This window comes from Paenibacillus sp. TSA_86.1, assembly GCF_052691815.1.
The window spans coordinates 385663-410310 of the sequence record NZ_JBQZGE010000003.1; the positions used below are offsets into that span (position 1 = coordinate 385663).

A 24648-nucleotide genomic window follows, 5' to 3' on the forward strand; every position below is an offset into this window, starting at 1 on the left:
ACACAGCTTGAACTTCAATTAATGAATGAGGTGTGGTCGTGATGGTACGTAAAACCGTGGAACTCTCCGAGACACAAAAGGGAATCTATTTTGATTGTCAAGTGAATGATCCTTCTTCTTATAACATCTCAGCTTCGATACAATTCGAAAGGCTTCAACTTGAAGCCTTTCGACGTTCCATTGAATTGCTTATGCATGAACAAGTCGTGCTACGCACACATATTGAGATACAACAGGATAGACCAGTCCTATCCATCCACGATGACATGCAGTACTCACTGATTTTGCGGGATCTGAGTCACGAACATCAGGATGAGAAGGAACAACAACTGGAGGCATTCATAGAAGAATGTATTCAGGCTCCCTTCATGTTGGAGCAAGGCCCCTTGTTCCGAATGCAGCTTGTACGTATGGATGAGGACAAGCATATTCTTACTTTATGCATCCATCATTTAATCTGTGACGGTATGTCACTTGAATTGTTAAAAAATAAACTCCTCCATTCATACACTTGCATAATGCAGGATCTGTCTTTGGAGATCAAACAGGATCAAGGTTTTATCTCTTATATTGAAACAGAGAACATGAAGTTACAAGAGGACAAGTATAACCGGGAGCGCGAGTTCTGGTTATCCAAAATGAATGGTGCAGAACCACTGGCTCTGCAGCATGACTATCCAACTGGCGGCTCGCAGACCGGCGTGGGACATGAGTTGCGATTCGATATACCCGAAGCTTTAATGGCGAACATTACACAGATGTCCAAGGAACACGAGGTTACTGTATTTATGTTTTTCATGGGTGCATTCAGCATTCTCTTGAATAAATATGCGGGTAAAGAGGATATCACGTTTGCTTCACCGTTTTCCCATCGTCCGGGTTTTGAATTGGAAGAAACGATTGGCTGTTTTGTACATATGTTGCCCATGCGGTTCCAGATTGACCTCGAATCTAAATTTGGACCTCTGCTTGAGCAAGTTAGTGCAGCCTGGATCGATACGTATAAACACATTGGGTATCCCAATAATCTGATTATCAGAGACAGCATGTTGCAGGTGCAACCAGGCTCACCTTCGGTATTCGATGTATCCTTTGTGTATGACTCATATGAGGAGGATCTGCCAGGAAGCCAGCTTGTGGAACAGGATAAGGTTACTTTTCCAGGCGATCTTATGGTTATATTGAACGGCACACCTCAAGGTACACAGCTGAAACTGCAATATAAACCGAATGTGTTTCGAGAAGACTCCATTGAACGAATGGGTCAGCGCTTCTTATACCTCATGCAACAGCTGGTAACTGAACCAGAGAAGAGCATTGGTGAATACAGCCTGCTAATGCAGGAAGAGCAGGAGCAATTGCTGCATCAATTTAACCAAACTTCATATTTTCCCTACACTCCGCAGCATATCATCGATGTTTTTCATACAAAAGTAACAAATCACCCAGAACGAGTCGCTCTACTGGAAGGAAAAGAAAAACAAACCTACGCACAAGTTAATGCAAAGGCTAATCAATTGGCAAAACAGATCATCGCACGGAAAAAGACCGAAAATGAGGCAGTCGGCGTACAAATGCCACGTTCTTCCGATCTGGTCATCGCCTTGCTGGCTGTTCTGAAGGCTGGATGTGCTTTTGTTCCCCTAGATCCTTCCTATCCGGTATCCAGAAAAGCCTACATTTTATCCGATGCGAATATATCCACAGTCATCGCAATCCGGCCGGAAGCAGAGGACGATTCTCTGACTGCCGACTATATTTACACGGAGGACGGGACGGTGTATACAGGGGACAGCTCCAATCTCGAAGAGCCTTTGAACCCATACAGTCTCGCCTACATTATGTACACGTCAGGATCAACGGGCAAACCCAAAGGGGTCATGATTGAAAATCATAGCGTTGTGAATACACTACTGGATCTGGAACGTCGTTTTCCAGTACAAGCGAGTGATGTGTATATGTTAAAAACAGCGTATACCTTCGATGTATCCTGTACGGAATTGTTTGGTTGGTTTATGGGTGAGGGAGCATTAAGTATTCTGCCGCCAGGCGAGGAGAAGAATCCTGATCAGATCTTGACTACAGTAGCTGAACATCAGGTGACTCATATCAACTTTGTGCCGACTCTGTTCCGTCTTTTTCTTGAAACGATGGAACTTCGCTCTGATCTCTCGGGATTGGACTCCCTGAAATGGGTATGTTTAGGCGGAGAGGCTGTTACACCCGATATTATTAAAAAATATAACAAACTGAACATTCGGGCCAGCCTCGATAATGTCTACGGCCCTACGGAATGTACAATATGGGTTTCCCATTATCCATTGAGTACATATGAGGGGCATGGAAATATACCGATTGGTTCCCCGCTTAACGAGTCCAGATGGTATGTCGTTGGAAGTGGGGATAAATTACAGCCATTGGGTATTCCGGGCGAGCTATGTCTTAGTGGCGTGGGGCTTGCACGAGGATATTTGAATCTGGAACAAATGACAAGGGAGAAATTCGTTCTTAATCCTTTCTTTGATGAAGAGAAAGATCCTGAGTATTTCAGATGGATGTACCGTACAGGGGATATGGTTCGGTCACTGCCAAGCGGAACGATTGAATATCTGGGACGCATCGATTTTCAGGTTAAAATTCAGGGGGCCAGGTTGGAGACAGGAGAGATCGAAAATACCCTTTCATCCTATTCTGGAGTTATTCAAACGGTTGTTGTCATGAAATCATCCGAGGGACAATCCGGTGTATTGTATGCTTACTACCTGTCGGAACAAGAATTGCCTGTGGCTGATCTAAGGCAGCATCTATCACAATCCTTACCTGCCTATATGATTCCATCTGTTTTTGTACATAAATCGGAGTTTCCACTTAATAGCAGCGGGAAAATTGATCGAAATGCACTTATCGCAGACGCAACGCATATTCACACTTCAAGCACGGCATATGTTGCTCCTACTACGGAATTGGAGCGGAAGATAGCCGCCGTATGGTCAGAAGTGCTGGGTGTGGAGAGAGTCGGAAGAGATGATCATTTCTTCGAACTTGGTGGCAATTCATTTTCCGTTATTCAGGCTCATAACCGATTGAAGCATCGCACGGATATCGACTTCCCGGTGCCCCGCTTTTTTGAGTGCCCTACACTGCGGCAGTTCGCAGCACTGGGTCAGATGAAGGAAATAATCCAAACACCGGTCTTGCGAGAGGAACGTTTTGGGCGGAAAGCCGGCATTCTGCGTGAGGATATTGCGATTGTAGGGATGTCTGTCCATGTACCCGGAGCAGAGGATATTCATGAATTCTGGCGTAATTTGGTGGCACAGGAGGAGAGCATTCATTTTTACAGTGATGAGGAACTGAGGACACTTGGTGTAGACGAAGCATTGCTGCGTTCTCCTCGTTATGTGAAGGCCAAAGGACGGGTCGATGGGATTGAAGAGTTCGACGCTGGCTTCTTTGACTACACACCTGGCGAAGCCAAAATGATGTCTCCCCAGTTCAGACTGATGTATCAGGGGATTTGGGAAGCGCTCGAAGACGCGGGATGCAGACCTGATGAAGCAGGCAAAGTCGGTGTGTTCCTCGGTGGATCGGATGACTTTGAGTGGTATCGCCAAGTGCTGTTTGGGGATGCAGGGTACAGCAGTAAATATGAAGCATTTACACTAAGCACGAATCATTTTTTGGCTACACGAATGGCTTATAAGTTAAACCTCAGAGGTCCTGCTTATACAGCTCTTACGGGATGTTCAACCTCATTGGTAACACCGCACCTGGCATGCCAGTCCTTGATGGTTGGAGAATGTGATGTGGCTGTGGCTGGTGGAATTACCGTGGAATTGCCGAACGAAGGCGGCTACGTGTATGAGGATGGCATGATGTTCTCCTCGGATGGTCATTGCCGCCCATTTGATGCAGCAGCGAGTGGCACGGTGTTCTCCAACGGGATGGGGATCGTGGTCTTGAAGCGATTAACGGATGCCTTGCGAGATACAGATCATATTTATGGAGTTATCAAAGGTTCGGCCATTAACAATGATGGACAGGAGAAGCTCAGTTTCCTTGCGCCAAGTGTGAGCGGTCAGGCGGAGGTCATTCAGGATGCATATCAGGCAGCGGGAGTTGATCCCGAAACGGTCAGTTACATTGAGGCCCATGGAACAGGAACGCTTCTGGGTGATCCGATTGAAGTTGAATCGTTGACACGTGCTTTTGCCTCCGAGAAGAAGCAGTTTTGTTATCTCGGCTCGGTGAAGGGCAATGTCGGACATATGGATACGGCGGCTGGGGTAGTTGGTTTGATTAAGGTTGCACTTAGCCTTGATCAAGGATATATCCCGGGTACCGCGAATTATGAACAGCCGAATCCGAAGATTGATTTTGCAAGCACCCCCTTCATGGTTAATCCGCAAGGAGTTGACTGGAAACCAGGTGAGGCTGGTGTTCTGCGTGCAGGTATTAATTCATTTGGTGTGGGAGGCACGAATGCTCACATGGTATTGGAGGAGGCTCCAAAGATGGACAAATGCAGTCCGGATGATGATGTCAACGTATTGCTTTTTTCAGCCAAAACAGAGTACTCACTAGACCGCACCGCTGAACAAATCATGGAGCATTTGGTGCAGCATCCAGAGCTATCGGTTTCAGACGCAGCGTGGACATTGCAGACAGGCCGAACAGGTTTTGCATATCGTAAAGCACTGGTTCTGGATAAAAGTTGGAAAGATGATCCCGAGCAATTCATGCGTCAACTGGAAAAGGCTAAAATCTCTTATTCGCCGCAAGGGCGGCGCCCGGTATACTTTATGTTCCCTGGGCAGGGCAGTCAGTATCAGGGCATGGGTGCAGCACTGTACGGATCAACAGAGCAATCAGGTATCGCACCTCTGTTCAAAAAACATGTACAGCAGATTTTGGATCTGCTCCCTGAAGTAGAACGTGAAGAGGTACTGTCTGTTGTCTACGGGGATCAGCAGCCAGAACGAATTAACCAGACGGAGTACAGCCAATTTGCACTATTCATGACCAGTTATGCTATGGCTCAATCCTTGATCGATCTGGGTATCCGGCCCGACGGCATGATCGGACATAGTATTGGGGAGCTGACCGCGGCTGTGGTTGCTGGTGTATTCGATCTGCGAGACGCTGTGCGGATTGTAAGACTGCGCGGGCATTTGATGCAGCAGCAGCGGCCAGGTGTCATGCTTGCCATTATGGAGGACTCACAGCTGGTGAAGTCCCAGTTGGACGAAGAGATGTGGCTGGCTCTGGTCAATACGACAGGTTCCAGCGTCATTGGCGGAACGGCAGAGGCTATTGATCGAATGGAAGAAAAGGCTGGAAGACTCGGCTGGAAATGTGTTCGTGTGAAAACCTCTCATGCGTTTCATACGCCAATGATGAAGGACGCAGCGGTGGAATTTGAGCGCAGTCTGTCGGCTTATTCGCTTCATAGCCCGCAAATCCCATTGCTTTCGAATACGAGTGGAACGTGGGCATTACCAAATGAAATTATGAGTCCAACCTACTGGGCAAAGCATATTTTGGAGCCGGTGTTGTTTGAAGCGAATCTGGCCGAGATGTTAAAAGAGGAACAAGCGGTATTTATTGAAGTTGGTGCAGGACGGACATTAAATTCGTTTGTAAGACAGCACGTTCAGTCCAAGGAAACACATACTGCCTTGAATATGCTGCGTCACGTCAGAGAGACCGAACATGACATCCTCTATACGAACCGTAGAATAGCTGAGTTATGGTGCGAGGGAATTGAACCGGAATGGAAGGCGTTCAAGGGACAGAATGTGCGCCGAAAATGCTCTCTGCCAACCTATCACTTCGACAAGCAACATTATGCAATTGGTCAATCGCTTACCGGAAGTTCAGCAGTAGAAGGGACGAGTGCTGGTCAGCGTCAGCAGCAGTCGAGAGCGGAATACAGCAACGCGCCACGATCCAGTGTGGGAGGTTATGCGGGCAGCCTGGATGACATGAAGCGGGTTGTTCTGGAGGCATATGAGTCCATTTTTGGAATCAACGATCTGGAAGAGCATGTGAATTTCTTCGGCGTTGGCGGAGACTCGCTCAAAGCAGTCAGTTTGTCTGCATCAATCCGTTCTTCCATCGGCATTCAGGCAGAGGTAGCGGATGTGTTCAACCATGCTACACCGGCTCAACTGGCGGAACATCTCTTTGAGATGGTTAAACCGCAAGCACAACACCAGAACATGATTGAGGCTGCGCCGGTGATGGATGCTTACCCGATCTCGTCCGCGCAGATGCGGATGTTCACCCAATCCATGCTTGATCCGAACAGCACAGCGTACAATTTGCCGTCGGCCACCCTGATCGAGGGAGATTTGGATCATGCCAGAGTGGAGACTGCACTGGAGAAGCTGGTGCAATGCCATGAGGCGCTTCGAACGACGTTTGAAGTACGTGGAGACCAAGTGGTTCAGATCATTCATCCATCGGTACCTTTACAGTTAAGTTTTACGGAGCAGCACTTGGCCGATGAACGCGAGATGTCTTCTTTAATCCAGAAGCTAATTCGACCTTTTGAGCTTCATCAAGCTCCACTTATGCGAGTGAACCTGATTAAAACAGGGGAGCGCAAACATCTGTTGTTCTTTGATATCCATCATATTATTGCGGATGGTACTTCGGTGGAATTGATCACGCGTGACTTCAATGCGTTGTATTTTGGCGAGGAACGAACCGTCCGTTTACATTACAAAGATTACGCCGTCTGGCAGCAGGAGCGTCTTGCCTCACAGTCGTATCAGCCACATCAGACTTACTGGCTGGAACGTCTGGGCCAGGCACCACCTGTACTGCAGCTTCCGCTTGATCATGATCGTCCATTGCAGCGGTCGATGCAAGGTGAACGCGTGCAATTCACGCTCAGTCACTCGTTAACAGAGCGTCTGCATAAGCTGGCTTCGTCGGCTGAAGTTTCCATGTATATGGTGATGCTCAGTGTGTGGAATCTTCTGTTAGCGAGTCGAACAGGTCAGCAGGACATCGTAGTCGGAACACCTGTAGCCGGCAGATTACAGGAAGAGTGGAAAGAAACGGTCGGCATGTTTGTCAATATGATTGCGATGCGGAATTTTCCGGCATCTGATCGGGCATACACTACATTTTTGCGTGAACTCAAACAGCATACTCTCGATGCTTTTGCATATCAGGATTATCCATTCAACGAGCTCGTAACGCAGCTTGGAATCAAGCGGGAACTGAACCGCAATGCCATTTTTGATGTGTGTTTCGATTATCAGAATATGGAACTGCATGATCTCGAGCTTCATGGCTTACAATTCACTTCTTTCCCTGTGGAGACGGGAATCTCAATCTATGACTTGTTATTGACGTGTCAGGAGAACAGGGAACAGCAGGTCATCGAAGGTTACATCGAATATTCACTCGATTTGTTCCGGGGCGAAACGGTTGAGAGTATGATTCAGGAGTTCATTGAACTATGTGAGCAGGTTGTGCAGCAGCCGGATGTAACTCTGGGGGAACTGTATAAACGAGCCCGGTATTCTTCCGAAACGGAGGTTCACCGGTTGGCAGGGCCAGTTCTGCATTATGATCACAAGCTGAGCTTGCATCGTTTGTTTGAACTACAGGCAGAACGTACACCAGAGAAGACAGCGCTTATCGTATCTTCGGGAACGGTACTCACCTATCGAGAACTTAATGAGCGAGCGAATGCGCTGGCTTGGAAGCTGATGGATCGAGGTATATGCAAAGGTGAGCCCGTGGGCATATTATCTAGCCGGAATGAAGCATTAATTATTATGTTGATCGCAGTACTCAAAGCGGGTGCAGCCTATCTGCCTATAGATCCAGCATTTCCGCCGCAGCGCATTCTGAACATGATACAAGACAGCGGTATGAAATTGTTGCTGTGCACTTCTGATGAGGCGAATGTTGTAGCTTTTGAAGGAGATCGCTTGATTTATGAGCATGGGTCTGCTGACGAACATTCAATTATTAATCCCAATGTAGATGTCCTGTCTTCCGACTTGTCTTGTGTAATATTCACCTCGGGATCAACCGGAAGGCCCAAAGGGGTGATGATTACACATGAAGCGATGGTCAATTTTGTGGAGGACATCAGGCATCGAAACATTTTTGCCCACGAAACAGACCGAATGATCAGTGTAACGACGGTTTCCTTTGATATTTTCGGATTCGAAGTGTGGGCGCCATTGTGTACGGGGTACTCTTTATATCTGGCGAATGAGCAGGAGCAGCTTGATCCGGTTCTTGCAGCACGAAGAATAGAACAACAGGGCGTTACGCATATTCTCAGCACGGTTTCTCGGATTAAAGCCTTTGTTGAGAATTCGGAATTTGCGAAGGCATTGACTCATCTCCGGTGTGTGCTTACCGGAGGAGAAAGTGTTCCGGCAGGACTTCTTACGGATATTAAAAAATATTCGTCCGCTCGTGTCTTTAATATGTATGGCCCTACCGAAACGACGATTTGGTCAACGACCAAAGAGTTACAGGAGCCAGGTCTCATTACGATAGGCAAACCTATTGCGAATACAGAGCTATATATTGTGGATGAACAGGGTGAGTTATTGCCTCCCGGAAATTACGGGGAACTCTGCATCGCAGGACGTGGGTTGTCTCGTGGTTACCTCAACAATATGGCCGAGACGAGTGCCAAATTCATTAATCATGCCCATGTCTTGGGAGGACGGTTGTACCGGACAGGTGACCTGGCCCGTGTGTTGGCAAGTGGAGAGGTTGAGCTGGCAGGGCGTTTGGATCAACAAGTGAAAGTCAGAGGATACCGGATTGAATTAAATGAAATTGAGCAAGCGGCCTTGAGCTATGAATGTGTGAGAGAAGCCGTTGTGAAGGCAGAAGGAAATCAGCCTGAGCAGTTGCGACTGGTTCTCTACTACAGCTTGAAGCCTGACGTAAGTTTATCCGTTATGGCTGAAGCTGACACATTGCTTCGTGCCTGGCTTCATCAAAGGCTGCCACATTATATGATGCCTTCCCGTATCATTCGTCTGGACAAGCTGCCGGTTCTGCCGAATGGAAAACTGAATCGGAACGCCCTTCAATGGACTGATTTTGAAGTGATCCAGAAATCAGAATCGTTAGCGACTTCGAGCTCCTCTTCCTCATTGGGGAGAGAGCAAGCTCGCAGAGAGTTGGAACAGATGCTGATAGAAGCGTGGAAAGAGATATTGAACCGGGATCATGTCGGCGTACAAGAGCACTTTTTTGATATTGGTGGCAACTCGCTTGGCCTGATCTTAATTAATAATCGGTTAAACGCTTATCTGGGCAAAAATGTTCCGCTTGTGCAATTGTTTGAACATTCGTCCATTGCTTCTTTGGTTGATCATCTGATCTCGGAACGGATGTTAACTTCTGTGGATCCACCGCCTGTGCGTGAGCAACATGAGCATAAATCTAGCGAAGCTATCACAAATGCTACATTCAAACCTGATCCTTTCACGGTGCAAGAAAAAGTGATTATGGATAGCGGTCTTGATGATTCGATGGCGGAGCAGAGTAAGCAGCAAGAACAGACAATGAACATCAAAGCACATCCCGATGTAAACAGCAGGAACAGAAGTACTTCCCCATCGGATATTGCCGTTATAGGCATGGCTGGGCGTTTCCCGGGATCGAAGAATATCGAGGAATTCTGGGACAATCTGATGGCAGGTAAAGATGGCATTACCCGACTGACGGAAGAAGAACTAACAGCAGCAGGGGTGCGACCGGAAGAGTATAAACATCCTGAATATGTACGGGCCAAAGGCGTTTTGCAAGATACCGAATTTTTTGACTCCGGATTTTTCGAATACCCGCACCAGGAGTCCGATATGATGGATCCGCAGATTCGACTGCTCCATCAGTGTTCCTGGGAGGCCCTCGAACATGCGGGCTGTGATCCGTATCGGTACTCGGGTTCCATCGGTTTATTTGCTGGAAGCGGACTAAGTTTGCCTTGGATGGTTCAATTCCTCGGTCGTTCAGGGGACCTGTTGCAAGCTTTTGAAGCGATGACGCTCAATGAGAAGGACTATATAACTACACGTATATCCCATAAGCTGAATCTGAGAGGGCCAAGTATGGCCGTGCAGACGGCATGTTCCACCTCGCTCGTCGCTATTCATCAGGCTGCAGAATCGCTGATCCGGGGAGAATGTGACGTGGCTCTCGCAGGGGGAGTATCCATCTCTTATCCGCTCCAAGAAGGGTATCACTGGCATGAAGGCATGATCTATTCCAAGGATGGGCATTGCAGAGCGTTCGACGAACAGGCGTCAGGTACCGTCTCTGGCAACGGGTGCGGCATGGTTGTTCTGAAGCCACTGCGGGAAGCGTTGCGAGATGGGGATCAGGTTTTTGCCGTGATCAAAGGCTCAGCGATTAACAATGATGGATTGGATAAAATCGGATATACCGCGCCAAGTGTTACCGGACAGGTGAAGGTGATTCAAACAGCACTGGAGCGTTCGGGAGTGTCTCCGCAAGAAATTAATTATGTGGAGGCACACGGGACAGGCACCAAACTGGGTGATCCCATCGAGATCGAAGCACTTCGACAGTCCTGGGGAACGGATAAACGTAATTATTGCGCCCTCGGTTCGGTCAAGGCCAATATCGGTCATCTTGACGCAGCAGCTGGTGTTGCCGGGTTTATCAAAACGGTTCTGACATTGCATCACCGGACGGTTCCGCCGCAGATCTATATGGAAAGAAGCAATCCCATGCTGGAACTGGAACGCAGTCCCTTTTACATCAACCAGGAGCCGCAGTCCTTCAAAAGTCAGGAGCAGGTTCTACGCGCAGCGGTAAGTTCCTTCGGAATCGGCGGCACGAATGCGCATGTTATTTTGGAGCAACCGCCCGTACAAGAGAGTCAAAGTGTCTATCAGCCTTTACACTTGCTTCCGTTCTCGGCCAAGAGTGAATCCGCCTTGGATCGCACGTACCATTCGATTTTGCAAGCACTTGAGAATATGCCGGAACAAATGTCGAACGCTGCCTGGACTTTACAGGAGGGCAGAAGCCGATTTAATCACCGCAAAGCTCTTGTCGTTGTAGATGGGTATATCCCTTCACAGGATCAGGTGGAAGAGCATGAAGCACAAGCGAGTGTGATACAGCGTGGTAAGCCTAAAGTGATGTTTTACATCCATGGGAAAGCTTCCTGGGAGTTACGCTCGATTCGGGAACTTTATGCTTCCAGGTATCGTAGTCAGGTGTCTGAACGATTCAAGCAACACCTTGAAGAGGTGCTGAACCTTTTTGAATCCAAGGAGCAGTATGCACTTCGTCAGAGTATAGGCAGGCCGATTAAGGATTCACGTCTGGAACGTATGGTTTGTTTTGCAGTCCAGTATGCGCTTTTCACAACCGTGATGGAGTCAGGTGTCAAACCGGATGTGATATGTGGACAAGGTGTCGGTGATTTAGTCGGACAAGTGATTAGTCATACGCTTGAGCCAGCTCAAGCAGTGCGCCTGTTATATAGCCGCGATGATTGGCCGGCCAATGAAGGCACCTTGTATGATGCATTGAATACATTCGGAACATCAACAAGTCTTTCACAATCTGCGGAAAATACACTTTGTATTACAGCAGCTCCACTGCAGAACGCGGAGTTTGCAGACGACATTATTTTGAAAGATACACAAGTTGTCTCACTTACTGGAGACCGTTCCAGCCCGCTTGAAGCCGATATTTATTTCATGAAAACGTTGGGGTATTGCTGGTGCAGGGGCATTGAACTGGATTGGGAGCAGATCAACGGACAGGGGTCTGGGCAAAAGATAGCTCTTCCAACTTATTCTTTCGATCGAATTGTTCATAAGAATGATGTTCCGCTATACCTGCTTACGGGTATGCCGCAAGCCGCGGCTTCTGGGATCTCTTCATCTGTACAAGCGATAGAAGGTAGGGCAGGAACCCGGTTAAATGTAGATGAAATATACGACGCAACGGCACAACTCTGGCAGGAGTTGCTTGGGTGTGAAGCGGTGACCTCGGAAGATGATTTCTTCCAGCTTGGCGGGCACTCCTTAAAGGCGATCACTCTGGCATCCCGAATCAAGGAAACATTCGGTGTCTCTATGGGATTGGAAGATGTGTTTGATCATTCGGAACTTGCCCGCATGGTCGCGTGGATTGATCAACAACAGAATTTTGGCGTGAAGCGTTCAGGATCAGAAGAATACATTTTACCGGCTGCAAATCAAGACAGATACAAGACTACTTCTGCGCAGCGAAGAATGTTTGTGGTGCATGAATGGATGAAAGGCGAAAGCACGGCGTACAATCTCGCAAGTTCGTACAGGCTGCGGGGAGAGCTGAAACCTGCACAATTGATAGCGGTGATGGATGCTCTCGTGAAGCGGCATGAGGCATTCCGTACTCGATTTGAGATGGTGGAAGGTGAACTGTATCAGGTTGTTGAGGATCAGGTCGCAAGTGTAGTGGAGTTGCTGGAACTTGAAAAAGAAGATCCAGAGCAGCAGTTGATGACATGGCTGCAGCCATTTGATCTGACCCGTGCACCATTGGTTCGTGTAAAGCTGGCCCGCCTTTCAGACGAGGAACATATTCTGTTCATAGACATGCATCATATCATCTCGGATCAGAGTTCCATTGCGATTCTTATGCAGGAATTTACTCGGTTGTACAATGGAGAATCCTTGGAGCCATTAACGATCCATTACAAGGATTATGCCGAATGGCTTGATCAATCCGCATCAAACGGGCATTCTGCTGCAGATGAGGCATTCTGGCTGCAGGAGTTCAAGGAGGTGCCTGCACCGGTTGAATTGCTTACGGATTACCCGAGACGTGGAGTGTTATCTACCCAGGGGGATCGGATTAGCAGTGAGCTTGGTGAAGTTTTAAGCACACAAATTAATGATTTTTGTGCAAGACAAGGGCTCACTCCATACATGTTGTTCATGGCAGCTCTGAATGTGTTGATCTTGAAATATACGGGGCAGCAAGATCTGGTTGTGGGTACAGCTGTAGCTGGAAGAGAGAAGCCGGAATTGAATAACGTCATGGGTATGTTTGTAAACATGCTCGCCGTTCGAACTACGTTAGACAAGAATCAGTCTGTTGAACGGTATTTGAATGAGGTTCGAAGCAAGCTGTTAGCCTGTTATGAACATCAGCAATATCCATATGAAGCGTTGGTTGAACAACTCGATCTGTTCGGCGATTTGAGCCGGAATCCGCTTTTTGATATCGTCCTGAATTATATCAACATGGGTGCGGATGATCTTGAAGCGGGGGCATTACAAGTTGAGCCCTGGATGGACGGCAAGGTGGATGCCAAGTTTGATCAGACCTGGACGATCGTTGAACATCAGCATCAGTATACACTTGAACTGGAATATCGTTCTGAATTGTTCAATGCCGAGTCCATGGAACTCATGATGAATAAATTCCGGTATGTCTTGACTCAGATGGTCACAGGGGAGGTTGAGCAGCTTCGTCAGATCAAGCTTACTGTGCCGGAAGAGGATGAATGGCTGTTGTTCGGCGTCAACGATAACCAATTGCATTATCCGCGTGAGGCGACGATTCCACAGCTGTTTGAGGAACAAGTTCGATTACATGGGCAGAAGATCGCATTGATATGGGGAGACGAGGAATGGAGTTATGCTGATGTGCATGCACTTGTTCAGAGGCTTGCATCCAGAATACTCGAACAAGAGGTACAATCAGGCTCAAGTATTGCTTTGATCCTGGACCGCGGACCGATCCAGATGATCAGTATCCTTGCTACACTAACAGCAGGTTGTCACTATGTACCGATTGATCCGGCTTCACCGCCTGCACGAATTGAATATATTTTACAAGACTGCAATACGCCCGTTCTCTTGACCGAAGCCTCTTATGCCTCAACATGGAACTCTGTTGTTCCTTGTGTCATGAACCCGTCCGAAGAACTGGCATCGGTTGTTTCAGGAGAATCTGTAGAGCCGGTAGTACGGGTAAAGACTGCTGCTACGGACCCGGCGTATATCATTTATACATCGGGATCAACCGGAACGCCAAAAGGTACGGTCATGAGCCACCGCAACGTTATTAAAGTCATGAAGACAAGCAATTTTGTGACGGTAGTGCCGGAGGATCGGGTTTTGCAGGTTTCCAATTACGCGTTTGACGGTTCGATCTTTGATATTTTTGCTTCATTAATAAATGGGGCTACCCTGGTACTCATTCCCAAAGAGATCATTCTTGATATGGCTCGTCTGGCGGCAGTGATTCGTCAGCAGCAGATATCCGTATTTTTTATCACAACTTCGTTGTTTAATATGCTGGTTGACTGGGATGTTGAATGTCTGAAAAACGTTCGCAGAGTGATGTTTGGGGGCGAAGCCGCATCTGTAAGCCACGCGAATAAAGCACTTGCATGTGTAGGGCCAGGTAAACTGTTAAATGGCTACGGACCAACTGAAGCTACATTTTTTGCCTCCTATCATTTGCTGGAGCAGACGGAGCCGTATACCGACTCACTGCCTATAGGTTATCCATTGTCCAACACGGCCTTATATGTTCTGGATGAGGATATGAATCCTGTACCTGCCAATGTACCGGGCGAATTGTATATCAGCGGAGATGCAGTAGGCATCGGATATCTGAACCGTGAAGAACTTACTTTAAAACATTTTGTAGATGATCCTTTCCGCCAAGGGGAACGGATGTACCGGACGGGTGATATCGTCAAGCGTTTACTCGATGGCAGTTTGATGTTTATTGAACGCTCGGATTTTCAAGTGAAAATCAGGGGATTTCGAATTGAGTTATCAGAGATCAACAATTGCCTGGAGCAGCTTCCAGGAATTCGGGATGCTTTTGTGATGACAGCTACGGATGCATCTGGAAGTCTGTATATTACTGCATTTTATACGTGTGAATCCCATACTGAACGAACGGTTGAAGATGTTCGGTCAGAGCTGCATAAAGCGATGCCTGAATACATGGTACCTGCGCAAATCTGGCGAATGGATCATCTGCCAATCAACGCTAACGGCAAGGTGGATCGGAAGGCTTTGTCCGAAATGACAGAAGTAAAGTCAGTGCAGGTCGGGACAGATTCTGCTCTGACGGATACGGAACGAATCATCCTTGCTGCCATGAGACAAGTGCTGAACAACCCTGACTTTGGCGTAACCGATCATTTCTTTCAGAACGGAGGACATTCGCTTAAAGCTATCGCATTTGCGCAAATTTTGTCAAAAGAAGGAATTGCCATCAGCGTGAGCGAATTATTCCAATATAATACAGCTAGAGCGTTGGCACACTCCTTAAAACGAATAGACTCATCAACGATTTTACTGGAAGAAAGCCTGCAAATTCAGTCCCCCATTGTCATTCCCCAAGACATTACACTTCATGAGAAACAAATGGACAGCCTGGTATTACATGTCTTGAATAATTGTAATCAGGTTTCAAGTTTTATGGCGGGAACAGCTATTGTCGGTCGTTTCCCCTTATCTCCAATTCAACAAGCACATGCTGCTACAACTGCACGAGCAAGCGGTTTTACAACGATGTTGGAGGGACATTTGAATGAATTTGCTGTGAAACGGCTGATTCTCGGGATCATTGCCCGTCATCAGTTACTGCATAGCATTATATATGAGGAAGAAACGTTACAGTGGCATCAGTGTGATTTGTCTGAAGCAGCAGATATGTTGCAACAGCTCATTCCATACCTCGATGTGCGTCACTATGCCTCTGCTACGCTGGAACAAATGGAGTTCAAACTAATTCAGTCTCTTTTACACAGGCCATATACACTGGATGGATTGCCATGGCGTCTGTGTATTCTGCGAACAGGGGATAGGGAGCACAAACTGATCTGGAGTTTTGATCACCTTGCCTTTGATGGCATGAGCGCCGAGATCATCAAGCAGCAGCTGGAGTCGGCAATTGCCGGTAACCAGCAAGCCAAGATGATCGATACGGCTGGTTCGTTGAAGGAGATACGGAAATACGAGGATTATGTAAACATGTTGTCTCGGGGGCCTGTTGGCATTACGGAGCATGAACTGGAAGAAAAGTATTCCATTCAGGCCTGGCAGCATGCTAATAGCGATGTTATGGATCAATTGCTCACTACAGCAGGCCATTCATCGCCGTCAGCGCTGACTGTTGAACTACCGCGGACAGATACCACAGGTCAAGAGATTGAAGATGCTTGGTGGACCCATTTTAAATCTTTTGCCAGCATTCTTGCATCATATCTTGACATAAGTGAATTGCCCATTGCCCTGGTGCATTATGGCCGAGAGTATGGTCAAGAATCGTATTACGATCATGTAGGTGAATTCCTAGACCTAATTCCGATTCTTGTACACGGTGACTTTGCCCAGGAGGATCTGCTGCAGCGCTTGGACTTTGCCAAGCAACACAGCATTAATTTTATGGCACTGACGAATGAATCGGCGATGTCATCTCCGTATTCAAAAGTTCAAAAACAACTGGCTGCGTCCTATAAACAGATGGGTCATGAGCCAAGAAAGCTGATTTTGTTCAACTTTCAGGGTTTTATCTCCAGTGAGGAGAGCATTCCAGAGATGGAGCAGGCAGATAACACAGATTCTGAGCTGAGCCTTGCATACATGGAATGGGTCATTCGATACGATGAAAACTGTGTTTACGTGCATCTGGCTTGTCATGCAGGACTGGATATCGAGTGGTTGAAGCAGCAGATCGAGCAGCAAATCGGCAGTGACAGGAATGTAAAAGTAAAAGTTCATAATGAGGCAGTGGAGGTGCAGCATGTCCATTAAATCCATACAACGAGGGCCGGAGTTGATTGTGCCGGAGCATTATGCAACAGTTGCTGAACTTCTTATGTATATCGCTGATAAACATCCGGAAAAGGGCATCACTTATATCAGTTCATCCGGCGAAGAACAGTTTGAATCGTATCCTGAACTGCTGAAGCAAGGACGTTTGTATCTCCAAGGCTTGCTTGAGAGCGGGTTAGCTAAGGGACAAGTTGTTATATTGGAAATTGATCATTCACAGCAGTTTTATCGTACATTTTGGGCTTGCATCCTGGGCGGCATTATTGTCGCCCCGGTCAGTCCTCCGGCCTCCTGGGAGCCGGGGTCAGCTGGTCTGGAGAAATTTACAAAAATCTGGGGAATCCTCGGAAAGCCTGTTGTAGTCGTAGAAGAAGCATTCTTGCCAAAATACGAACAGCTTGCTGAGAGTCCGATTTTTGAGAGATTGAGCTGCATTAGCGTCAGCAAGCTTCAGACAAGTTGTACACTTGCTGAAATAAACTTGACCGCACCTGAAGAGGTCGTATTTCTACAGTTTTCTTCAGGAAGTACAGGTATCCCTAAAGGGGTACAGTTAACGAACCGCAATATTATAGCAAACAGTATTGCATGCAAAACGTTCCTTGGTGCTGAAGAAGGAGATAACGTGTTCACATGGCTACCTCATACGCACGATATGGGAATGTTTGGGCAACATCTAACAACTGTACTAAGCGCTGCTAATATGATGGTCATGTCTCCATATACCTTTGTCAGATCACCGTACTTGTTCCTGCGCAAAATTACGGAACATCAAGGAAAGTGGTTTTGCTGTACAAACTTTGGCTTTGAATGGATGGTTCAAAAGATTCCGGATTCCAAACTGGCGACGCTTGATCTGTCTTCGCTGCGTATGGCCTTAAACGGTGCCGAGCCGATATCGACCAAAGTCATTGAGCGATTCGGTCAAAAGTTCAGTTCCTGCGGTTACCGTACGAATATGATGTTCCCTGCTTACGGTATGGCTGAGGCAACGGTGGGTGTGTGTACCTGGAGACTGGGAGAGGAGCCGCGCATCGAACAAATATCCCGTAAAGTGCTTGTGCAGCAGGGGAAGGCGGTCCCGGTTGATGCGGCCGTCCATGACCCGGCAGATCTGATTGAGTTTGTACATGAAGGTTACCCTATGACGGGAATCCAGATTCGAATTGCCAACGAGCAGGGCGAAGCGGTAGATGAGCGCACGGTGGGGGAAATCCAGATTCGCGGGGAATCGGTGACTTCCGGATATTATAATCTGCCAGAAGTGAATCAGGAGTTATTCGTGGACGGATGGCTTAAGACGGGTGATCTCGGTTTTATGGCGGAAGGTTCCCTGGTAGTAAGCGGACGAATCAAGGATATCGTATTCATCCGTGGACAGAATCATTACGCGCACGATCTCGAAGAGATTTTATATCATAATCCCAGCATTCCAAGAGGCAATCTGACGGTCGTGGGACATTTCAATAGCGTTTCTCAAACGGAAGAACTGCTTGTATTTGTGAAGTATAAATCGAACACGCCGCAGTTCCTGGAAATCAGGCAGGACTTGATGGACCGGATGAGAGCCGGTCTGGGAATCGAGATCACTCATGTTCTTCCGATCAAGGTCATCCCCAAAACGACCAGCGGCAAAGTTCAGCGCTTCATGCTGAGAAACGAGTATGAGGGTGGCACATTTAACAAAGATATCGAGGCTATTGAAGACATGCTTCTTCAAAACAAACCGAGGTCCATTGCGGAGACTGTTCATCCTGTATCTTTGGAGCAAGTGGTACGGGCTGCCTGGGCTGAAGTTCTACAAACACCTGTGGAGAAGGTTGCGGTCAACACTCCGTTTCTGGCTCTAGGGGGAAACTCCATTCTTGCCTACCAATTACTTGATAAGTTGTCTGCTCACATGGGGCGTGAACTTGGACAGGAAGTGCTCGTTTTTGGCAGAACCGTACAGGAGATGGCGGAATATCTTCAGGAACTTCCCCAAGAGAAGAAGTTACTCGAAAAGGAAATCCGCTCGGATAATCAGCTGAATATACATCGAGCGATTGCAATAACCGGGTTGTCCCTTCGTCTGCCTGATGCAGATACCCAAGAGGAATTCTGGGGCAATCTCGTTCAAGGTTTGGACAGTGTGGATCGGGTGAGTCTGGAACGGGCTACTCGTTCCAAGCGTCCGGATTGGGATGATTGGATTGGTGAATTAAAACACCCGGACACCTTTGACCATGAGTTTTTTGAGATTCCATCGGAACAAGCTGCATTTATGGATCCGCAACACCGCAAACTGCTGGAGGTTGCTTATGAGGCACTTGAAGATGCGGGTATGATCGTGGATCGGGAAGAGAAACGTGATGTCGGTGTATACGTTGGAATTAACCCCAGCTCCTACTTTGATCTCGTTGTAGATTACATGAATCGTAGCAAGGAATGTGAGGTGCACTCGCACGCAATGGTTGGCAATATGTCCAATATCGCAGCAGCATCCATCTCACACCTGTACAATTTCACGGGCCCGGCTCTTGCCATCGACACAGCCTGCTCTTCCTTTCTCGTGGCCTTGACACAAGCGGTGGCAGCGATTCAGGACAAGCGTATCTCCGGTGCAGTCGTAGGTGGAGCGAGCATTCTGGCAACACCTCATGTGCACCAGCTGTCGCGCAATGCGGGAATATGTTCTTCCACACAGCATACGAAGGTGTTTGATCAGAGTGCGGATGGTTCGGTTATCGGTGAGGGTGCGGTGGTTGTGTACCTCGAGCCGCTAACAGAAGCAGTTCGCGCGAACAAACATATCTATGGCTTGATCCGTGGTACAGCGGTGAATAACGACGGGTATTCATTAGGCATTATGGCACCTAATCCTCAGGGACAATATGAAGTGCTGCGTGCTGCATATAATGATGCCAATCTGAATCCAAAAGAAATTTCGTATATTGAGGCGCATGGATCAGGAACAAGAATCGGAGATCCCATCGAGGTGAATGCTTTACTCCGATTGTTTCAGGAGAAGGGATACGGAGAAGGTACCTCTATTGGTCTAGGTTCGGTCAAAACCAATATTGGACATTTATTTGCAGCATCCAGTGGAGCCAGTATGGCAAAAGTTCTACTTAGTATGCAGCACAAGGAACTTGTTCCGAGTCTACATATGGATCATCCTAATCCAGCTCTCCGGCTGGAGAAGTCTCCTTTTTATATCGTCAATGAACACAAAGACTGGACGGTAACCGAGGGGAAAACACGTAAAGCTGGCATTAGTTCATTTGGTCTGGGTGGCACGAATGCCCATATTGTGTTGGAGGAATGGAACGCACCTGCAGTTTGGGGAGAGGACCCGGCGCGTGATCAATTGTTAACCTTCTCTGCCAAGTCAGAGCAGGCATTGCAGAAGTTGATTCATAACACAAAACACTACGTGCAAGAGCATCCTGATCTGCGCCTGACCGATCTGTGCTTTACGCGGAACAGGTATAGAAAACATTATCGTCACCGTGCTGCTGTAACCGTAAGTGGCACCGGAGATTGGAGCCAGGAAGAGGTGCAATTTGGCTTCAAAGCAAGAAGCCGAGCGGCTCGCGTCAACATCATTATGGGAGGAAACAAGCTGGATCCGGCTGATCAGGAATACTGGTTGAATCTGCTTGAATCGCTCGTTCGCGCTGTACCTGCCATCCAGGAGATTCGTGGCATTGATGGCGCAGAACCAATGTTGTCGCAATTCAAGCAGAAGGATCAGGGCGATTCTATCCCGACTTCGGATCAGCGGGCATTCCTGCTGAGCAACAAAATAACATTCGGAGATATTCAGGACACGAGCTGCGCGATGGGAAATGCAGATATTGTTGTAACGCTGGCTACAGTTGAGGCGATGAAACCGGCGGGAAGCACAGGCAAAGAGAGTTATATCCATCTGCCTGCAGTGACATCACTTGTTGTGGAAAAACAATTAGCCGTATTGCTGGGGCAACTCTACGTGCGAGGTGCTTCACTGGATTGGGAACAGTTACACCCGGATGGATCTGGCCAGATCGTACATCTGCCAGCGCATCCTTTCGAGCCATATGTCCATTGGGTAGATGTGAATCAGGGAACGGAGGTCTTGATATGACAAGAGAAGAGATTGAAGGGTTTATCAAAGGCGAAATTGCTGCGGCACTGAAACAGGATCCTGATGAGATTGATGAAGAGACGAATTTTCTGAAAATAGGCGTGTCTTCCGTTCAGGCACTCAAGATCATTAATCGTACACGTAAACATCTGCAGGTGGATATTAGTCCTGTTGCGTTGTTTGAATACAAAACGATTGCAGAGTTCGCTTCGTATCTCCATGAATCCCTTCTTCAAGGGGAGGCAGTCGAATGATTGAACTGGATTCGAGACAGGAGCAAGAGATTCTTCATGAAGCCGAGCTGTTTGCTGCCCGTGAGATTCGCCCTTATGCCCGTCAAATTCAGGAGCAGCAGTCCATTCCCAAATCACTGATTCATGCCATGGCTGAAAAGGGTTATTTAGCCGCCTCCATTCCACATGAGTATGGGGGAATGGGCCTTGGCCCGAAAGCGTATGGACTATTAACTGAAGTATTTGGCAAAGCGCTTCCGGCGGTTCGAAGTTTGTTAACGGTACATACTTCACTCGTGAGCGAAACTTTGGTACGTTTCGGATCGCCCGAACAGAAGGCGTCCTGGCTGCCTAAGTTAGTCCGTGGGGAATGGATCGGAGCATTCGGCCTGACTGAGCCTGAGGTTGGATCGGATGCAAAGAACGTGAAGACCACTTGGCGGGAAGAAGCGGACTGCTATGTACTGAACGGAAAGAAAAAGTGGATTACTTTTGGAGACGTAGCGGATGTATTCATTATTGTTGCCTCCCAAGAGGGAAGAAGTACAGCATTCTGGGTCGAACGGCAGTTTGAAGGTGTTCAGACGCAAGCTATCGAGGGTGTAATGGTTGGCGGCGAGACGGGGATTGCTGAAATTGATCTTCATGAGGTTCGTGTACCCAAAAGCTATGTCATTGGACGTATCCATGAAGGCTTTGAGTACATCGTAAGTGGTGCACTTGATCAGGGAAGATATAGCATCGCATGGGCAGGATTGGCCATAGCACAGGAAGCTCTTGATTCCATGGTGACCTATTCTCGGAAACGAAAGCAGTTTGACCAGAAGCTCAGTCATTTCCAACTGATCCGCGGCATGATTGGTGATGCCGTAACGAAAGTGCATGCAGCCAGAGCATTATGCTTGCGAGCTGCCGAGCTCAGAGAAGCGAAGGATCCGCAGGCCATTATGGAAACAACCATTGCCAAATATTTCACATCCAAAATTGCTGTAGAAGTGGCAAACGATGCACTTCAGGTTCATGGAGCCAACGGAATCAGCAGTGAGTACCCGGTGTCCAGACTGTACAAGGAGGCTAAGATCCTGGAGATTATTGAAGGCTCCTCCCAGATGCAACAGGAGATGATCTCACACTACGGGTTGAAAACCTACTACAAGCGTGGCGGTGGACTATGACAATCTGTGCATTGTTCCCTGGGCAAGGAAGCCAATATATCGGAATGTGCAGTGATCTCTTAAATAACGAACCGGAAGCCATGTTGATTTTTGCTGAAGCGAGCGAAGTTGTCGGATTTGATCTGAGAACGTTGATTCTGGCAGGTTCGCTGGAGCAACTGACCCAATCCGAATATGCTCAGCCTGCTGTGCTTACTGCTAGTTATGCACGGTTTGATTCCTTCGTTCGCCGGACAGGAATTACTCCGGATTATGCGATTGGTCATAGCTTGGGAGAGATTGCTGCCTTGGTAGCTGCAGGCGCATTAAAGTTCGGAGATGCAGTCCGCTTTACAGCTGCACGGGGCGCATTGATGCATCAGGCGATACAGGAGCAGAAGGGTAGAGCAGGCATTGTGGTTGATATGAGTCAAGCGGAACTCGAAAGTATCGTTACAAATATTCGTGAGACTCATTATGTGACGATCTCGGGGTATAACTCGCCTAACCAATTTGTTGTTGCAGGAGAGGCGATCGGTTTGCGTTTACTGGATGACATTGTGGATCGAGCCGGAGGGGAATTCATTCCCTTCCGCATGATGCCTATGAAGGCAGATGCGCCATATCATAGCGAACTGATGCAGTTTATTCAGCCTGAAATGGAAGCAATGGTATCCAAACTTTCTTTCTTTACACCTGAATTTTCGATATGTTCTACCGTAAACGGGAAGTTCATTCGTGAAACGGAAGAAATTCCAAGGTTGCTGACGGATCAGCTTCTGCAGCCGATTCACTGGATTCAGGCTTTAGCACAAGTCCAGCGTATGGGTGCAACAACCTGGATGGATGTCGGTCCGAGCCAAAGTGTAAGAAATATGCTCGCTGAGTATGACACCTCAATCATTGCCTATTCATTGGATGATCCGCATGATCATTCAAAACTGCTGGAGATCTGTAAGGCGGAGATTCAAACATACCGGGGAGGCGAAGCTCGATGATTACTACATATATGACGGAGTATAACCAGCGGGTGAAACAGCATCTTCCTGGCGGTGTGCATTATAATTTCCATCTTCCCTGGGAAGAGACGCCGCTGCACTTCACCCATGCTTCTCGAAGCAGGGTAACGGACATGAACGGCCGTGAATATTTGGATCTCTACGCCCGCTTTGGTGCACTTATTGTAGGTCACGGTAACGAGGAGTATAACGAGTGTCTGAAGGATACGATTGACCGTGTTCTGTCAGTAAGCCATTGTGATCTGGATGCTGAGGCATTGGAATTAATTCACCAATATGTGCCTTCAGCAGAGATGATCCGGTTTGGATTGTCAGGTACGGAAATTGTGCAAAATGCACTACGCCTTGCCCGCGCATGGACAGGCAAGAACCGTTTTGTCCGTTTTGAAGGCCATTATCACGGCAATTCGGACAACATTATGGGAGGTAAAACGCCTCGGACAGGCTTGCCCGTACCTTCCGACTATCCTGGCGACATGAAGGGAACGCAGGGAAGGGCAAGGGATATCATGGAATCCCAATCCTATCTGCTGCCTTGGAATGATGCTGTCCGTTTAGAGGAGCTGTTTGTTGAACATGGTGATGACATTGCAGCGGTAATTATGGAGCCGGTATGTGTGAACGGAGGCGGGGTCATGCCATCTCCAGGATATCTGCAAAAGGTCAGACAGCTATGTGATCATCATCAGGTTGTCCTTATTTTTGATGAGATCATTACAGGGTTTCGCATGGGACTTGGCGGGGCTCAGGAGATGTTTGGTGTTACGCCTGACCTGACTACGCTGGGCAAAGCGATTGCTGGCGGCGGTGTTCCCGTGTCTGCTCTAGTTGGACGAGCCGATATTATGAAGCTGCTGGTGGACAAAAAAGTAATTCATGCGGGAACGTTTAACGGTTATCCGTTAGGCACAGCCGCGGTGAAAGCAACGCTCGAAATGTTGGGCCGCAATGGAGGAGAAGCCATGAATCGTATGAATCTTCACGCCGAGATGATTCATGACATTCTCACAAGGGAAGCGGCGAAGGCGGGGCTCCCCCTTGTTGTTCAAGGCCCAGCGGGATGCGCTTCCTATCATTGTTGCACCGAAGAACTTAGCAGTACGGCCGATTATACATTTGAATTGATGTCCTTTGATATTTTGTTAAATAGCAAGCTTGCGGAGCACGGTATTCTCGTATCTACGCTCTCCCGCATGTATCCCAACATTATGCTGGATATGAAGGATGTGGCCTGGTTCAACGAGCGTGTACCAGCGGCTATTGCAGAGATGAAAGAGATTTACGATGAACTTGTATAAGACCAGA

General features: G+C 47.8%; 6 protein-coding genes. All 6 read left to right on the forward strand.

The features are described 5' to 3' along the window. Nucleotides 1-41: 41 nt before the first annotated feature. Genes ACUTVW_RS10740 through ACUTVW_RS10765 form a run of 6 tightly spaced genes read left to right on the forward strand, consistent with a single transcriptional unit; the run spans nt 42 to nt 24641 of the window. The gene (locus ACUTVW_RS10740) at nt 42-16808 is read left to right on the forward strand and encodes an amino acid adenylation domain-containing protein (RefSeq protein ID WP_445645879.1); all 16767 of its coding nucleotides are present in this window, start codon (nt 42-44) and stop codon (nt 16806-16808) included. After that, nucleotides 16798-20937 (forward strand): beta-ketoacyl synthase N-terminal-like domain-containing protein, encoded by a 4140-nt coding sequence (locus ACUTVW_RS10745; protein WP_445645781.1) that lies wholly within the window; start codon nt 16798-16800, stop codon nt 20935-20937. The genes ACUTVW_RS10740 and ACUTVW_RS10745 overlap by 11 nt, the downstream gene beginning before the upstream one ends. Next, complete coding sequence (locus ACUTVW_RS10750; RefSeq protein ID WP_434750020.1) at nt 20934-21191, forward strand: acyl carrier protein; 258 nt, start codon at nt 20934-20936, stop codon at nt 21189-21191. Before ACUTVW_RS10745 ends, ACUTVW_RS10750 begins: the two co-directional genes overlap by 4 nt. Next, nucleotides 21188-22345: an acyl-CoA dehydrogenase family protein gene (locus ACUTVW_RS10755; protein WP_445645782.1), complete on the forward strand. Its 1158-nt coding sequence runs from the start codon at nt 21188-21190 to the stop codon at nt 22343-22345. The genes ACUTVW_RS10750 and ACUTVW_RS10755 overlap by 4 nt, the downstream gene beginning before the upstream one ends. Then, nucleotides 22342-23322, forward strand: coding sequence for an ACP S-malonyltransferase (locus tag ACUTVW_RS10760; protein WP_445645783.1), 981 nt, complete (start codon nt 22342-22344; stop codon nt 23320-23322). Before ACUTVW_RS10755 ends, ACUTVW_RS10760 begins: the two co-directional genes overlap by 4 nt. After that, on the forward strand, nt 23319-24641 hold the full coding sequence (locus tag ACUTVW_RS10765; protein WP_445645784.1) for an aspartate aminotransferase family protein: 1323 nt from the start codon (nt 23319-23321) through the stop codon (nt 24639-24641). Before ACUTVW_RS10760 ends, ACUTVW_RS10765 begins: the two co-directional genes overlap by 4 nt. Nucleotides 24642-24648 lie beyond the last annotated feature (7 nt).

Excerpts from the sequence above, each read along its gene's own strand:
- ACUTVW_RS10750 (WP_434750020.1), top strand. The coding sequence starts at position 20,934 with ATGACAAGAGAAGAGATTGAAGGGTTTATCAAAGGCGAAATTGCTGCG.
- ACUTVW_RS10765 (WP_445645784.1), top strand. The coding sequence starts at position 23,319 with ATGATTACTACATATATGACGGAGTATAACCAGCGGGTGAAACAGCAT.
- ACUTVW_RS10740 (WP_445645879.1), top strand. The coding sequence starts at position 42 with ATGGTACGTAAAACCGTGGAACTCTCCGAGACACAAAAGGGAATCTAT.
- ACUTVW_RS10745 (WP_445645781.1), top strand. The coding sequence starts at position 16,798 with ATGTCCATTAAATCCATACAACGAGGGCCGGAGTTGATTGTGCCGGAG.
- ACUTVW_RS10760 (WP_445645783.1), top strand. The coding sequence starts at position 22,342 with ATGACAATCTGTGCATTGTTCCCTGGGCAAGGAAGCCAATATATCGGA.
- ACUTVW_RS10755 (WP_445645782.1), top strand. The coding sequence starts at position 21,188 with ATGATTGAACTGGATTCGAGACAGGAGCAAGAGATTCTTCATGAAGCC.